9 protein-coding genes and 4 pseudogenes are annotated in these 14,230 nt (G+C 65.2%); 11 read left to right on the top strand and 2 right to left on the bottom strand.

Features of this window, described 5'->3' with window-relative positions; translation table 11 throughout:
* The first annotated feature begins 31 nt into the window (after positions 1–31).
* From YO9_RS0102735 to YO9_RS0102755, 5 genes and pseudogenes are all read left to right on the top strand, one after another.
* Positions 32–1,121, top strand: a pseudogene (locus YO9_RS0102735) (BMP family lipoprotein).
* Between the two features lie 31 nt (positions 1,122–1,152).
* Positions 1,153–2,790 (top strand): ABC transporter ATP-binding protein, encoded by a 1,638-nt coding sequence (locus YO9_RS0102740; RefSeq protein WP_016996140.1) that lies wholly within the window; start codon positions 1,153–1,155, stop codon positions 2,788–2,790.
* Positions 2,717–3,925 (top strand): ABC transporter permease, encoded by a 1,209-nt coding sequence (locus YO9_RS0102745; RefSeq protein ID WP_016996141.1) that lies wholly within the window; start codon positions 2,717–2,719, stop codon positions 3,923–3,925. Before YO9_RS0102740 ends, YO9_RS0102745 begins: the two co-directional genes overlap by 74 nt.
* A complete protein-coding gene (locus tag YO9_RS0102750; RefSeq protein WP_016996142.1) occupies positions 3,922–5,232 on the top strand; it encodes an ABC transporter permease in 1,311 nt (436 codons plus the stop codon). Before YO9_RS0102745 ends, YO9_RS0102750 begins: the two co-directional genes overlap by 4 nt.
* 2 nt (positions 5,233–5,234) lie before the next feature.
* A complete protein-coding gene (locus tag YO9_RS0102755) occupies positions 5,235–5,627 on the top strand; it encodes a cytidine deaminase (RefSeq protein WP_016996143.1) in 393 nt (130 codons plus the stop codon).
* Positions 5,628–5,721: 94 nt separating this feature from the next.
* On the opposite strand, the pseudogene YO9_RS21270 reads toward YO9_RS0102755, so the two are convergent.
* Together YO9_RS21270 and YO9_RS0102760 are read right to left on the bottom strand one after the other, a co-directional pair.
* Positions 5,722–6,320, bottom strand: a pseudogene (locus tag YO9_RS21270) (cholesterol oxidase substrate-binding domain-containing protein).
* Positions 6,247–7,611, bottom strand: a complete 1,365-nt coding sequence (locus YO9_RS0102760; RefSeq protein WP_262925552.1) for a cholesterol oxidase substrate-binding domain-containing protein — start codon at positions 7,609–7,611, stop codon at positions 6,247–6,249. The pseudogene YO9_RS21270 and the gene YO9_RS0102760 overlap by 74 nt, the downstream one beginning before the upstream one ends.
* Positions 7,612–8,007: 396 nt before the next feature.
* Here YO9_RS0102760 and YO9_RS0102765 point away from each other — a divergent pair, with 396 nt between their 5' ends.
* The 6 genes and pseudogenes from YO9_RS0102765 to YO9_RS0102790 all read left to right on the top strand — a co-directional run bounded on the left by YO9_RS0102765 (position 8,008) and on the right by YO9_RS0102790 (position 14,193).
* Positions 8,008–8,985, top strand: a complete 978-nt coding sequence (locus YO9_RS0102765; RefSeq protein ID WP_016996145.1) for a hypothetical protein — start codon at positions 8,008–8,010, stop codon at positions 8,983–8,985.
* A complete protein-coding gene (locus tag YO9_RS0102770; protein WP_016996146.1) occupies positions 8,970–10,163 on the top strand; it encodes a hypothetical protein in 1,194 nt (397 codons plus the stop codon). Before YO9_RS0102765 ends, YO9_RS0102770 begins: the two co-directional genes overlap by 16 nt.
* Before the next feature lie 3 nt (positions 10,164–10,166).
* Positions 10,167–11,304 (top strand): annotated as a pseudogene (locus tag YO9_RS21275) (adenosine deaminase).
* Positions 11,301–12,059 (top strand): nucleoside triphosphate pyrophosphohydrolase, encoded by a 759-nt coding sequence (locus YO9_RS0102780; RefSeq protein ID WP_016996150.1) that lies wholly within the window; start codon positions 11,301–11,303, stop codon positions 12,057–12,059. Before YO9_RS21275 ends, YO9_RS0102780 begins: the two are co-directional and overlap by 4 nt.
* Positions 12,060–12,135: 76 nt before the next feature.
* Positions 12,136–13,418 (top strand): annotated as a pseudogene (gene eno / locus YO9_RS0102785) (phosphopyruvate hydratase).
* Positions 13,419–13,554: 136 nt separating this feature from the next.
* Entirely contained in the window at positions 13,555–14,193 is a 639-nt protein-coding gene (locus tag YO9_RS0102790) for an FtsB family cell division protein (protein ID WP_016996152.1), read from the top strand.
* Positions 14,194–14,230: the final 37 nt, after the last annotated feature.

Here is a 14,230-nt window from a genome sequence, read left to right on the forward strand (position 1 = left end):
GCCCCTGCTCTCGTATCACCGGAGGACAATGATGACCCCTCGTTACTCGCGCGCACTGAGCGCCATTGCACTGACCGGCGCGGCCGGCCTCGTACTCGCCGGCTGTGGCCAGGCGCCGGAAGAATCCAACGGCGGCAACGCCGAAGCCAAGGATTTCAAGGGCTGCATCGTCTCCGACGACGGCGGCTTCCAGGACCGTTCGTTCAACCAGGCATCCTTCGAGGGCCTCAAGGCCGTCGAGGACAAGCTGGAGATTACGGTTCGTGATGCGGAGTCCCAGGCCGAGACCGAGTTCGAACCTAACCTGACCGCTATGGCGCAGGAGGGCTGCGACCTCACGGTCTCCGTGGGCTTCCTGCTCGCTGACACCACCAAGAAGGTGGCCGAGGCGAACCCGGACAAGCACTTCGCGATTGTGGATGACCAGTCCATCGAAGCGGACAACGTCAAGCCCATCGTCTACAACACGGCCGAGGCCGCGTTCCTGGCCGGTTACCTGGCTGCGGGTGCTTCCGAGACCGGCAAGGTTGCAACCTACGGTGGCATGGACATCCCGACCGTGACCGTCTTCATGGACGGCTTCTCGGACGGTGTGGACTACTACAACGAGCAGAAGGACGAGAACGTGGAGGTGCTGGGCTGGAACAAGGATTCCCAGAACGGCACGTTCCTGACCTCGTTCCAGGATTCCTCCCGCGCCAAGACCGTCACCCAGAACCTCATCGGCGACGGCGCGGACGTGGTCCTGCCCGTGGCCGGCCAGGCAGCCCAGGCACCCTGGACGCCGTGTCCGAGGCCAACAATGGCGGCGACAACGTGCGGCTGATCTGGCCCGACACCGATGGCTACGAGACTTTGGACACCGGTAAGGAATACGTCCTGACGTCCGTGCTCAAGGAAATGTCCACCTCCGTGGAGGACGTGGTGACCCAGGCGTCGACGGCAACTTCGACAACAGCCTGTACGTGGGCACCCTGGAGAACGGTGGCGTGGGCATTGCTCCGTACCACGATCAGCAGGATTCCGTGAGCGAAGAGCTCGACGGTGAGGTCCAGCAGTTGAAGCAGGACATCATTGACGGCAAGGTCAAGGTCGAATCCGAGAACGCGCCCAAGGCGTAAGTAGTCACCGCCCCCGGGCAGGAGTGAATCTGTGAAGTTAGAGCTACGTGACATCACCAAGAAGTTCGGCGGTTTCACGGCCAACCAGAATGTGAATCTGACGGTTGAGCCGCACCAGATCCACTGCCTGCTCGGGGAGAACGGCGCGGGCAAGTCCACCCTCATGAACGTGCTGTACGGGTTGTACGAACCGACCTCCGGCAGCATCGAGATCGACGGCAAGCCCGTGACGTTCTCCGGCCCTGGTGACGCCATGGCTGCCGGGATCGGCATGGTGCACCAGCACTTCATGTTGGTCCCGGTGTTCACCGTGGCCGAGAACGTGGCCCTCGGTAACGAGGCCACCAAGGGCGTGGGACTGGATCTGAACACCACCCGCCGTAAAATCCGTGAGATTTCGGACCAGTATGGGTTCCAGGTGGACCCGGACGCGATCGTCGAGGATCTTCCCGTGGGTGTCCAGCAGCGCGTGGAGATCATCAAAGCCTTGGTGCGTGAGGCGGAGGTGCTCATTCTCGACGAGCCCACCGCCGTGCTCACCCCCAAGGAAACCGACGAGCTGCTCAACATCATGCGACAGTTGCGTGACGACGGCACGTCCATCGTCTTTATCTCCCACAAGCTGCGCGAGGTCAAAGCCGTTTCGGACGTCATCACCGTGATCCGCCGCGGCAAGGTGGAGGGCCAGGTCGGCCCCGGGACGTCCACCGATCAGCTGGCCGCTCTGATGGTGGGCCGCGATGTCTCGCTGACCGTGGACAAGGAACCCGCCCACGCCATCGGCTCCGCCCTCGAGGTCGAAGACCTCACCGTGGTGGGGGCGAACGGTGTGGTGCTGGTCGACAACGTGTCCTTCTCCGTGGCGCCCGGCGAGATCCTGGCCGTGGCGGGTGTGCAGGGCAACGGCCAGACGGAACTTACCGAAGCCCTCGTGGGTCTTGCCGACCACGTCACCGGGTCCATCAAGCTCGAGGGCCAGGAACTGGCCGGGCGGGGCGTGCGCGAGGTGCTGTCGGCCGGCGTCGGATTCGTTCCCGAGGACCGCTCGACCGAGGGCCTCGTGGGTCCCTTCTCCGTCTCCGAGAACCTCGTCCTGGATCGTTACAAGGACCGCGAATTCGCGTCCGGACCGTCTCTGAAGCTCGGCGCCATGCGTGAGAATGCGCAGCAGGCCGTGGACAGCTACGACATCCGTGCCGGTTCGGTGGATGCCCCGGTGTCCACGCTGTCCGGCGGCAACCAGCAGAAAGTGGTCATCGCCAGAGAGCTGTCCCGACCGCTCAAACTGTTCGTCGCCTCGCAGCCCACGCGCGGCGTGGACGTGGGTTCCATCGAATTCATTCACAAGCGCATTGTGGCCGAACGTGACAAGGGCGTGCCCGTGATCATCGTGTCCACCGAACTGGACGAGGTGTACGCGCTCGCGGACCGGATCGCCGTGTTCTTCCACGGCAAGCTCATGGGCATCGTGCCCCCGGACACCCCCAGAGAAACGTTGGGCCGCATGATGGCCGGTGAAACGGCGGAAGAGGTCCTCCCGCCCGCGCCTGGGACGACAGCCAAGACCATCACCAACACGAGGGGACGCACACGGCATGAGCGCCACGACCACCTCTCCGGAATCGAATCAGGTCTCAGCACCCTCACCGGTCGAACTGAATCCGGATGACTTCCGCCGTTCACTGCTGGGCTCCACGCTGCAGTCGGTGCTGGCCGTTCTGGCCGCACTCCTACTGGGAGGCCTGCTGATCGCGGCCACCGATGAAACGGTGCGCGAATCGGCAAGCTACTTCTTCGCGCGGCCGGGGGACACCCTCACCGCCATGTGGGACGCCGCCTCCAGCGCGTACATCGCCATGTTCCACGGTGCCGTGTACAACCCCGATGGCAGCGGTCTGGCCGGCAAGTTGTATCCGCTGACCGAAACATTGACTGTGGCGACGCCCTTGATCCTCGCGGGTCTGGGTGTTGCACTGGCCTTCCGCACCGGCTTGTTCAACATCGGTGCGCAGGGCCAGATCCTCATCGGTGCCACCCTGGCGGGCTACGTGGGCTTCGCGTGGCAGCTGCCCGTGGGTCTGCACCTGCTGGTGGTCGTCGTGGCCGGTGCGCTGGGAGGTGCCATTTGGGGCGGCGTCGTCGGCCTGATCAAGGCACGAACCGGCGCCCACGAGGTCATCCTGACCATCATGCTCAACTACATCGCGATCAACCTGGTGTCCTGGTTGCTGACCCTTTCGACCTTCCAGCGCGAGGGATCGTCCAACCCCATCAGCCCGCCCATTGCGGAAACCGCGATGTTCCCCAAGCTGCTGGGTGATGGTTTCCGGCTGCACTGGGGCTTCGTGGTGGCCATCGCGGCGACCGTGGCCGTGGCGTGGCTGCTGAACCGGTCGACCATCGGCTTCGAACTGCGCGCCGTGGGCGCCAACCCGCGCGCCGCACGCACCGCGGGCATCTCCGTGACCAAGGGCTTCGTGGTGGTCATGCTGATCGCCGGAATGCTGGCCGGCCTGGCCGGTACCGCGCAGATCGCCGGAACGGAACACTCGCTCACGGTGGGCATCGCGGCGTCGTTCGGTTTCGACGCGATCACCGTGGCCCTGTTGGGCCGCTCCAAGCCGTGGGGCACGTTCTTCGCGGGCATTCTCTACGGCGCGTTCCGCGCGGGCGGCGTGACCATGCAGACCTCGACCGGAACCAACATCGACATCGTTCTGGTCGTGCAGTCCCTGATCGTGCTGTTCGTGGCGCTGCCCCCGCTGCTGAAACTCAAGTCCCGTCGCAAGGAGGTGGCAGCGTGAGTACCACGACCTCGGCCCCCGAGTCCTCGAACGCGCCCCAGGAGGAACTGTCCACCGCTGCCGCGAACCGGACCGTGGGTGTTCGCACCTTCCGGCCCGCTATCGGATTGGCCATCCTGGCCCTGGTGGCGCTGATCCTCTTCGCCCTGAATGCCGCGAGCGGTTCCGTGGAGTTCCGACTCTCCGACTCCGGTGACGCCATTCAGTTGCCCAATCTGTCCGTACCGATCACGGCCTACGGCTGGGTGGTCACCGTGGCGTTGGCCGCGCTCGCAGCGTTCGCCGCGGTCAGGGCGCGCAGCTTGCCCCGCTGGGCCTTGATCTTGGCCGGGTTCTTCTTCGTCACCGGATTCCTCGTGTGGATCGTGGGTACCGCGCAGACCCCGAGCATCTCGGTGACCGCGTTGCTCGCGGGTTCGGTCGCCCTGGCCACGCCGCTGATCTTCGGCTCGCTGGGTGGTTTGCTGTGTGAGCGTTCCGGCGTGGTGAACATCGCGATCGAGGCGCAATTGCTGTTCGGTGCCTTCTCCGCGGCGGTGGCCTCCACGGTCGCCAACAACGTGTGGGTGGGTCTGCTGGCCGCCGTGATCGGCTCCATGATGGTCTCGCTGGTGCTGGCGATCTTCTCGATCAAGTACCGCGTGAACCAGGTCATCGTGGGCGTGGTGCTCAACGTTCTGGTCTCGGGACTCACGGGCTTCATCTTCGCCACCGTGCTGCAGCCCAATGCGGCGGACTTCAACTCCCCGGCACGCCTGCCGCACATCACGATTCCCGTGCTGTCCGAGATTCCCGTGATCGGCCCGGTCTTCTTCGACCAATCGATCATCGGCTACATCATGTACGTGACCGTGGCGGTCGTCTGGTACGCGCTGTACCGCACCCGCTGGGGTCTGCGTACCCGCGCCGTGGGTGAGCACCCCAAGGCCGCCGACACCCTGGGCGTGTCCGTGAACGCGCTGCGCGTCCGCAACGTGCTCATGGGTGGTGCGGTGGCCGGTTTGGGTGGCGCGTTCTACACGCTGGTTTCGGTTTCCGCCTTCACTCGCGACATGACCTCGGGCGCGGGCTATATCGCACTGGCCGCGCTGATCTTCGGCCGCTGGAACCCGGTGGGCGCGCTGCTCGCGTCGCTGCTGTTCGGCTTCGCGTCCAACCTGGAATCGATCCTGTCGTTCCTGGGCACGTCCGTTCCCAGCCAATTCCTGGCCATGCTGCCCTACATCGTGACCATCCTGGCCGTCGCCGGACTGGTCGGGGCCTCGCGCGGCCCCGCAGCTTCCGGCGAGCCTTACGTGAAGGAGTAACCATGATCGACGACGCCGCCTGGCGCAGTTTGCAACAAGCCGCCACCGATGCGCTCCAACACTCGTACTCGCCGTACTCGAACTACGCGGTGGGTGCCGCGGCTCTCGTGGACGACGGGCGCGTGGTCACCGGCGCGAACATCGAGAACGCCTCGTACGGGGTCACCCTGTGTGCCGAGTGCTCGTTGGTGTCCGCCCTGTACATGTCCGGAGGCGGCAAGCTCGCGGCTTTCGTGTGCGTGGATGCCAATGGCGAAGTTCTCATGCCGTGTGGTCGGTGCCGTCAGCTGCTCTACGAACACCGGGCACCCGGTATGGAACTGCTGACCGTGAGCGGTGTGCGGAGCATGGACCAGGTCCTTCCGGATGCGTTCGGACCGCAGAACCTGGAATGACGCGGTGAGCATTCCGTCAAGAACGAACCCCGGATCATCACACGATGATCCGGGGTTCGTTCGCTGTTCTGGTCAGCGTCCGCTCAAACGCGACTCAGACGCCACTCGGTGGCATGAGCCGGTCGTGCAGGGGAGCGGAGTAGATCCGCGAAGGATCCAGTTTTTCCAGGGTGCGTACCGCGGATTCCCACCCCTGGTCCGCCGGTTGTCCTTGGTTGTAGGAACGGGGCACCTGGTTGCGCAGGATGTCTTGGTTCTGCCATGCGCCTTCCGCGGAGTATCCCCAACCTTTGGACCATTCCATGCGCACACCGGCGTAGGAGGCGTAGTTGTTGATGATCACTGTTCGCATTCCTGGAAGAACTGCAGGGAATACGGGGTGCCCGGGAAGGTGAGGATGTCCAACCACACCACGGTGTCCCATTCCGGGTGATCTGCGAACGGCCGAGACGGGGAGAGCGTGGGGGTAACGGCCCCGGGAATCTCCACGTCGGCGGGGTTGTCCACGCCGGTCACACGGATTTCGAGCGGACCGTTCACGGGGAACCGCCACCGCTTGGCGTAGTTGTTCACGCTGGACTTGTAATAGTTGTGGAACTCGTACAGCACCCGTTGCACATCAGCGCGGCGGCAGTGGATTGCATAGCCATTGGCCGTGACCTTGAGAGTGTTGGGACGCACGTACAACTGCAAGTTCTTGGGTGCGCCCCACAGGTCGGAGACGAATGACGTGGCGAGCGAGGTCGCGTGATCTTCTGCTGAGCGGGCCCAACTGGGTGGCAGTCGCCGGAGTACCGGTCTGGATCTTCTTGAACAGGTCCGAGATCTGCTGCGGGATATTGTCCGAAAACACATAGTTGTAGGGCGAAGAGGTCGAGCGGGACAGCAGCGGCTTGTAGCGGCTGAACTGCCAGGTCTTCAACCACGGGAACGATGTGAAGGGGAACAGGATCACTTCCATGCGCCCGCACGAACGCAGGTACGAGTCCACCGTGCGACCCCACGAACCGGGCTTGGCGAACAGTTCCCAGGTGGGCACGGTGATGTAACTGCGGCAGCGCATGTTGCCGAGCTGGGCCACGCGCAACTGGACGGACGTCACGATGGTGCGCCCCAGATTGGTGAGCAGCGGAGCGATGTCCGGGTCGGTGCGCTCGAATCGGCGGACCGCGTAGTCCCCGGCGGCCTCGTCCCACACCACGGCCTCCATGGAGACCACCAGATTGGACAGTGAACCGTATGTGGCTCCGGCCGGGCGGGTTTCGTTCGACGCCGGCACCGCGGTTCCGTGCCCGCCGATGGCCAGTGCGCCACCAACGGTGATGTCACCGGGGGCGGGGTGGTGCATGATGCCCAACCCGCTTCTGTTGGCCGCGTTCAGGACTGCCTCGAGCGAGGCCCCGCCCTGCGCGGTGACGGTCTTCGCGGCGGCATCAACGGTAATGGTGTTGAGGTGTTTGACGGTGTCCACCATGAGGACACGGGTCTCCTGGGTGCTGCCGGACTCGACGCTCAGCGGCGACCAGTTGTGTCGGTACCCGCGGGCCCGCAATTTCCAGCCGTTGGCGGACGCCCAGCGAGCTAGTTCCACCACCTGATCGGCGGTGGCGGGTGCAACGGTCCACAGGGGAGCGGTGCGCGTCTCCCCGGACCAGTTGGCGAAGACTTCGAGCCAGGGCGTCATCCCAGCGGGCAGCGCGGGCGCAGGATTACCGGGCACACGAACTGCGGCTTCAGCGGGACTCAACATGGCCGACAAGGTCCACCCGCCGCCGGCAACACCCACCGCTGCGAGTGCGGTCCGGCGGTTGATGCCTTCGTGTTCCAGGGCCACATCACCCTGAGCGGAGGCCCGATGCCGCGGCCGACCCAGCGGCACGCGCTCCCCGTCGGCCGTCATGGTTGCCCGGGGAGTGAAAAAACGCCGCACCGAGCGAGCAGTTCTAGTGATTCCCTGTGATGTGGACAGTCTGTGTGCGGGCATGATGAACTCCTATGCGCGCAGCGACCATCTCCGTGTCCCCGTGCGCGGACAATTTGGGCACCGACGAACACGCGTCACGCTGATCCAGCCCGATCAACGCTGTGCGATGGCAGCCCGCCATCGCCCCCCGCGACCCCTAGTTCCCCAGTGCTTCTCATTAACCGGTTCTCCGGTTATGTCTCCTAGTTTGCCAAGGAGGTCAGTAGGCTATCGGTCAGACAGGTGGGATCTTTAGGGGACGAACGGCAATAGTTGTAGGCTGTTCGGCCTACAAGATTCAGGCTCGGGCGCCATGTATTTTCATGGACACTCGGACCCCGAATTCCCACCGGCTACACCGAGCACGGCCCTATACTTTGGCAGAAGAGTAAGCGACGGTCCGGAAGGAAATTACACGTGGGTTTGAGAGACTTGTTCCGCAGTAAAAGCAACACCCCCAATACTCCGCAGCCATCACCCGGAGCCCCCGCCAATGACCCTCGCGCCCAGGAGACCGATCCTCGCGCGCAGGGCATCCAGAATGCAGACAAGTCGGGGCAGGCAGTTCCCGAGACCAACGCTCCGCAGCAACGCGATGTGAACGATCGCAATGATCACGCAAATGCTGCCGACAACGACCACCTGGTTGGTCACGACGGTCGAGCCACCGATGCCACTCCGAGCGTGAACAGCACGCAAGGAACCGATGCCCGTGGAACCGAGCAGCAGCAGCTGCCCGAATCCGGCCCGCTGCGTAACCTGGTCGACATCCTGCTGTCCCGCGGCGCGGACCGCGCTCGCCTGACTCTGGTGCAGTCCGGCAACGTCATGACGCACCAGACGCGCCAGGCTCACGGTGAGGCCCAGGACGAGGTCGAGAACGGCACCGTGGATCAGGGATCCCCCCTGTTCGACGACGTCGCGGACCTGTACACCCAGGCCATGAACACTCCCGTGGGTCCGTGGCGTCAGTTGGACCTGGCGGTTGCTCCCGAGCAGAACGGCCAGCGTCTGGTCACCGTCGATTACGCGTTCCCCAGCGGCCAGTCCCGCAAGGAGAGCTACGTGCAGGGTCGCGCCTGTCCGGCCGCGGCACCGACTCGACTGACGCCCGTGACGATGTTCGTCAGGACGCTCGACACGACGACGCCGCTTCGGGTGCCTCCCTCACCGACGGTCGCCTGGACGGCCCCGCGCGTGATGACAATGCGCCTCGGGACAACGCACCCCACGGCACGGATCGCGCGCAGGACGCACGCGCCGAAGACGGTCGCTCCAACGATGTGCGTGCGGATGAGGCACGCACTCACGGTGATGCGACGTCGTCGGCCGGCGCTGGCCTGGCGGGCGCGGGTCTCGGTGCGGCAGCGGGAGCCGGTGTGGCTTCGGGACTGAACCGTGACGAGAACGACCGTCGAACCGCAGACTCCGATCGCGATGGACTCACCGGAACCGACAGCCGAGACTCCGAGCTTCGTGACTCCGAGGTCTCCGGCGAGCGCTACTCCGAAACCGCTGTTTCGGACCGCGACGGAATTCAGGACCAATCTGAAACGGACATCGAGTCCGTGCGCGTGGTGGACGGGACCGACGCCTCCCCGGTGGCCGACGGTCAGATCGTGACCAAGGGCGATCCCGACCCCATCGTGGTGCCGGCTGACGATCGTCCCGGCCTCGGCCAGGCGGATCGTGACAAGGCAGATCGCGACCAGTCCTACCGCGAGGATTCCTTCCACGGAGACGCTGGGCGGGACGCAGATCGGAACGACACTCAGCTGGCCGCGGATTCCCAGCGTGTCGATTCGGACGCCGCTTATGGTGAGTCGGCCGATCGTGACGCTCGGGATTCGGTCCTGGAAGACCACGAGGGTCACGAGGACCACCAGCGTGATTCGTTGCGCGATGACCGCAACGATCTCCCGGAGCACGTGGACGAGTCCGAGTTCGGTGGTTTCACCGAGCCTGAGTCGCCCGTGGCACCCTCCGGCGCCGGTGCGGCCGCGCTAGCAGCCGATGACGACCCCACGGATGCCCCGCAGATGGCGCAGAGCACTGATGTGGCGCCGTCCCACACCGCACCGAGCGAGCAGCCCAGCGGTGATTCGCCGGCCACCGGCAACCTGGTGCTGACCCTGGGTGACGTGCAGTCCCGCTTGAGCGAGGCGCAGCGCCACCTGTTCGGCGAGGGTGGTACGGCTCGCGACGTCTCGACCGTTCTCATCCGTGTTCGTGCCCTGGGCACCTACTACGACGCCCTGACCCACGTCCGGTTGAACGGTTTCTGGGATCAGCGCGGCACGTTCGAGCTGGTTCCCGAGAACCTCTTGAAGGTTCAGGAGCTCAAGGACGATTCCTACGTGGAGGGCTCCGGCGCCCCGCTGGCCATGATGTTCCGCTTCCGCCCGGGCGTTCCCCCGGAGGTCTCCTTCGACTACTCGGACGAGGAAGCCTTTGTGCGCTACGAGCAGCGCCTGCCGGGTCAGAACTACTTGGAGGAGCTGCGCATGTTCCCGCGCACCGGCTCCAACATCCCCCAGCACATGAACGACGCTCTGCAGGATTGGAACTACTGATTCATGAGGCAGTCAACCTCCACCGAGGGCTCCGTCCGCGCTATGGACGGGGCCCTCGGGCCTATTCCAGCCGTGTGTCTCCACGATCATCTGGACGGCGCACTGCGCCCGGCCACCATCGTGGAGCTCGCACGGGAGATCAACCATGAACTTCCTGAGACCGATCCCGTGGCTCTCGGCCAGTGGTTCGAGGACAGCGCGAACTCCGGCAGCCTGGAGCGCTACCTGACCACGTTCGAGCACACCACTGCGGTCATGCAGACGGCAGAGGCCTGGCGCGCGTGGCCGAGGAGTACGTGCTCGACTGCGCGGCCGACGGCCTGATCCACACCGAGGTCCGCTGGGCACCCGAGCAGCATCTGGCCGGTGGCCTCTCGCTCGAGCAGGCCGTGGACGCCGTCCAAGAGGGCCTGGCGCGTGGCGTGGCCGAGGTCAAGGCCTCGGGCGGCCACATTTCCGCCGTGCAGATCCTGTGCGCGATGCGCCACCTGAACAACTCACGCGAGATCGCGCAGTTGGTGGTCGATCGCGTGCACGCGGCGGCGGTACGACGTCGCTCGGGGACGTTCCGGGCGAGCCCGCACCCGGGTCGGTGGTCGCGTTCGACCTGGCCGGTCCCGAGAAGGGGTTCCCCGCGTCGGACCACCGGGAAGCACTGGACCTGCTGGCCGAGAACCTGGTTCCCGTCACGCTGCACGCCGGTGAGGCGGACGGCCCGGAATCCATTCGGGACGCCTTGGTATCCGGCCGTGCACTGCGGATCGGCCACGGCGTTCGCCTGCTCGAGAATGACCCGGACGCCACCGGACCGCTGTCCCGGTGGGTGCGCGACCGCCACATTGCTCTCGAGGTGTGCCCGTGCTCCAACCTGCAGACCGGTGCGATCAGCCACTGGGGAGAGACCATCAAGGATCACCCCATCACGCAGTTGCACCGATCCGGGTTCACCGTCACGCTGTCCCCGGACAACCGGTTGATGAGTGCCACGTCCGTGTCCCACGAAATGTCCCTGCTGCTCTCAGAAGCTGGCTGGTCCAACCAGGATCTGGCGGACATCCAGCTCAATGCGGCCCGCGCGGCGTTCGTGCCCAGCGCCTACCAGGACTGGTTGGCCGAGCGGATCGAGGAGGCCTCCGCGTGAGTTCCCGTGACGTGGAACCGGCCGTTCCGGAAGGAACGGGCGAGCGGTTCGAAGAGCTCGTGAGCGTGATGAACCGGCTGCGGTCCCCGGGAGGTTGCGAGTGGGACGGCGCCCAGACCCATGAGTCCCTGCTGCGCTACTTGGTCGAGGAAGCCTACGAGGTGGTCGAAGCGGTCGAGTCCCCGAGCGCTGCGGGGGAGAGCGCGGCGGACGCCCGGGCGGAACTCGTCGAGGAACTCGGTGACATTCTGCTCCAGGTCGTCTTCCACGCGCGCATCGGCCAAGAACATGGCCAGGACGAGGCCTTCGACGTCACCGACATCATCTCCTCCGTGACCGACAAGCTGGTCCGCAGGCATCCACTCGTGTTCAGCGAACAGTCCGGGGAGCATTCGGCAGTTTCCACGGCGGCCGGTCAGTCCGGTGCCAGCAACGAAGAACTCTCCGCCCGGTGGGACGCCGTCAAGCGTTCGGAGAAGCCGCACCGCACCAACGTGTTCGACGGTATTCCGCCCGCACTCCCGGCGCTCGCGCTCGCGGAGAAGGCCTTGTCGAAGGCTCGCAGGCACGGCGTCGAAAGTAAGCCGGAACCGTCGGAGACCAAGGACACCGCGGCACTGGAACGCGCCGAAGCCGAATTCGGTGACCGGCTGCTGGAACAGGTGCGAGCGGCGTCGGCGGAGGGGCTGGACGCGGAACGCGCCCTGCGCGGGGCCGTGCGACGTTACATCCACACGAATAATCGGCCCATTTAGCCCGGAACCGACCGAGATCGGTAGGCTGAAGACAGGGCACCGCCCGATAGGTCAACGACCAGCAAGGAGATTATCCATGGCAATGATCATTGCTTTGCAAGCCCGTCAGATTCTGGACTCACGTGGCAACCCCACCGTAGAGGTCGAGGCACTGCTCGAAGACGGCAGCTTTGGCCGCGCGGCAGTTCCCTCGGGAGCATCCACGGGTGAATTCGAAGCAGCCGAACGCCGTGACGGAGACAAGAAGGTCTACCTGGCAAGGGCGTTCTGGACGCCGTCAATGCCGTGGACGAGGACCTGGAACAGGCCATCGTGGGCCTGGACGCCTCCGACCAGCGCGCTGTGGACCAGGCAATGCTCGACCTGGATGGCACCGACAACAAGTCCAAGCTCGGCGCCAACGCCATCCTGGGTGCATCCATGGCCGTGGCTCGCGCCGCCGCCAGCTCCGCGGACCTGCCGCTCTACAAGTACCTGGGCGGCCCCAACGCGCACGTGCTGCCGGTACCCATGATGAACATCCTCAACGGCGGCTCCCACGCTGACTCCAACGTGGACATCCAGGAGTTCATGATCGCTCCGATCGGTGCGCCCACCTTTGCTGAGGCACTGCGCTGGGGCGTTGAGGTGTACCACTCGCTCAAGTCCGTGCTCAAGGACCGCGGCCTGTCCACCGGCCTGGGTGACGAGGGCGGTTTCGCACCGAACCTCAAGTCCAACGCCGAGGCACTGGACCTGATCCTCGAGGCCATCAAGAAGGCCGGTTACAAGGCAGGTTCGGACATCGCCCTGGCCCTGGACGTTGCCTCGTCCGAGTTCTTCGAGAAGGGCAAGTACTCCTTCGAGGGCAAGAAGCGCTCTGCCAAGGACATGTCCGACTACTACGCGGACCTGGTCAAGAAGTACCCGCTGGTCTCCATCGAGGACCCGCTGGACGAGGACGACTGGGAAGGCTGGACCACCCTGACCCGCGCCATCGGCGACAAGGTGCAGCTGGTCGGTGACGACCTGTTCGTGACCAACCCGGAGCGTCTGGCTCGCGGTATCGAGGGTGGCGTGGCCAACGCGCTGCTCGTGAAGGTCAACCAGATCGGTTCCCTCACCGAGACCTTCGACGCCATGGAGCTCGCTCAGCGCAACGGTTACCGCTGCATGGTCTCGCACCGCTCCGGTGAAACCGAGGACACCACCATCGCGGACATCTCCGTGGCGGTGAACGCCGGCCAGATCAAGACCGGTGCTCCGGCTCGCTCCGAGCGCGTGGCCAAGTACAACCAGTTGCTGCGCATCGAGGAGGAGCTCGGCGACGCCGCTCGCTACGCCGGCGCTTCCGCGTTCCCGCGCTTCTCGGCCAAGTAAGACACACCGCCCAGTTATGGGCGAGCATTCCGCCCGGTTCCCCTCGCGGGGACCGGGCGGTTGCGTGTGTTGAAGCTCGCCACGGTGCGTGCGGGCAACAGCCAAGTTCGGGTCGCTAGAATGACCCGCAGGATTGATGGAAGGTGCGTCTCACGCTGAGACCACCGTGGAGCGCGGGAGGTGTGCATGGTCGGCCCCAGGCCCAGGATTCCCCGGTTCTCCGGGAAGAAACAGGGCGCGGACGGGAAGCCTTCGGCGTCCGAGGGCCGAGCCACCTCAAGCCCGCGCACCGGCACCCAAGGACCAGCGCCCCGGTCACTCCGGCGGCGGTTCGTCCACGGTCACGGCACCGACCCCGGCACACTCGTTCAACGGTCGACTCATCGCTCTGATCGTGGTGGCCACCCTGATCCTGTTCCTGGCCGCGCCCACCGCCAAGATCTTTTTCGACCAGCGTGCGCAGATTGCCGCTCTCGAAGAATCCATTGCGGCCAAGGAGCAGGAACAGCAACAGCTCAAGCTCCAGGAGGAACGCTGGGGTGACGAAGCGTACGTGGAGCAGCAGGCTCGTGAGCGCATGTTCTACGTGATGCCCGGTGAACGGGCCTACCTGGTGCTCGGAGCCGACCAAACGGGTCGACAGGCCGCGGAGTCCTCCGCGGAACAGGTCGAAGCGGGTAAACCTGCCTGGGCTGATGGCCTGTGGCAGTCCGTGGTGGATTCGGCCTTCCCCCGCAGCGAGCCGGAAATCGCTCCGGTGGAGCCCGAGCAGTAACCTTTCCCTCCTGACGGATCGTGTTCCGATCGAATCC

The organism is Kocuria atrinae C3-8 (assembly GCF_000286355.1).
In the GTDB taxonomy this organism is placed as follows: domain Bacteria; phylum Actinomycetota; class Actinomycetes; order Actinomycetales; family Micrococcaceae; genus Kocuria; species Kocuria atrinae_A.

Bases quoted from the DNA above. Each gene is read 5' to 3' on its own strand.
- YO9_RS0102760 (WP_262925552.1), bottom strand. From the start codon at position 7,611: ATGCCCGCACACAGACTGTCCACATCACAGGGAATCACTAGAACTGCT.
- YO9_RS0102790 (WP_016996152.1), top strand. From the start codon at position 13,555: ATGGAAGGTGCGTCTCACGCTGAGACCACCGTGGAGCGCGGGAGGTGT.
- YO9_RS0102755 (WP_016996143.1), top strand. From the start codon at position 5,235: ATGATCGACGACGCCGCCTGGCGCAGTTTGCAACAAGCCGCCACCGAT.
- YO9_RS0102745 (WP_016996141.1), top strand. From the start codon at position 2,717: ATGAGCGCCACGACCACCTCTCCGGAATCGAATCAGGTCTCAGCACCC.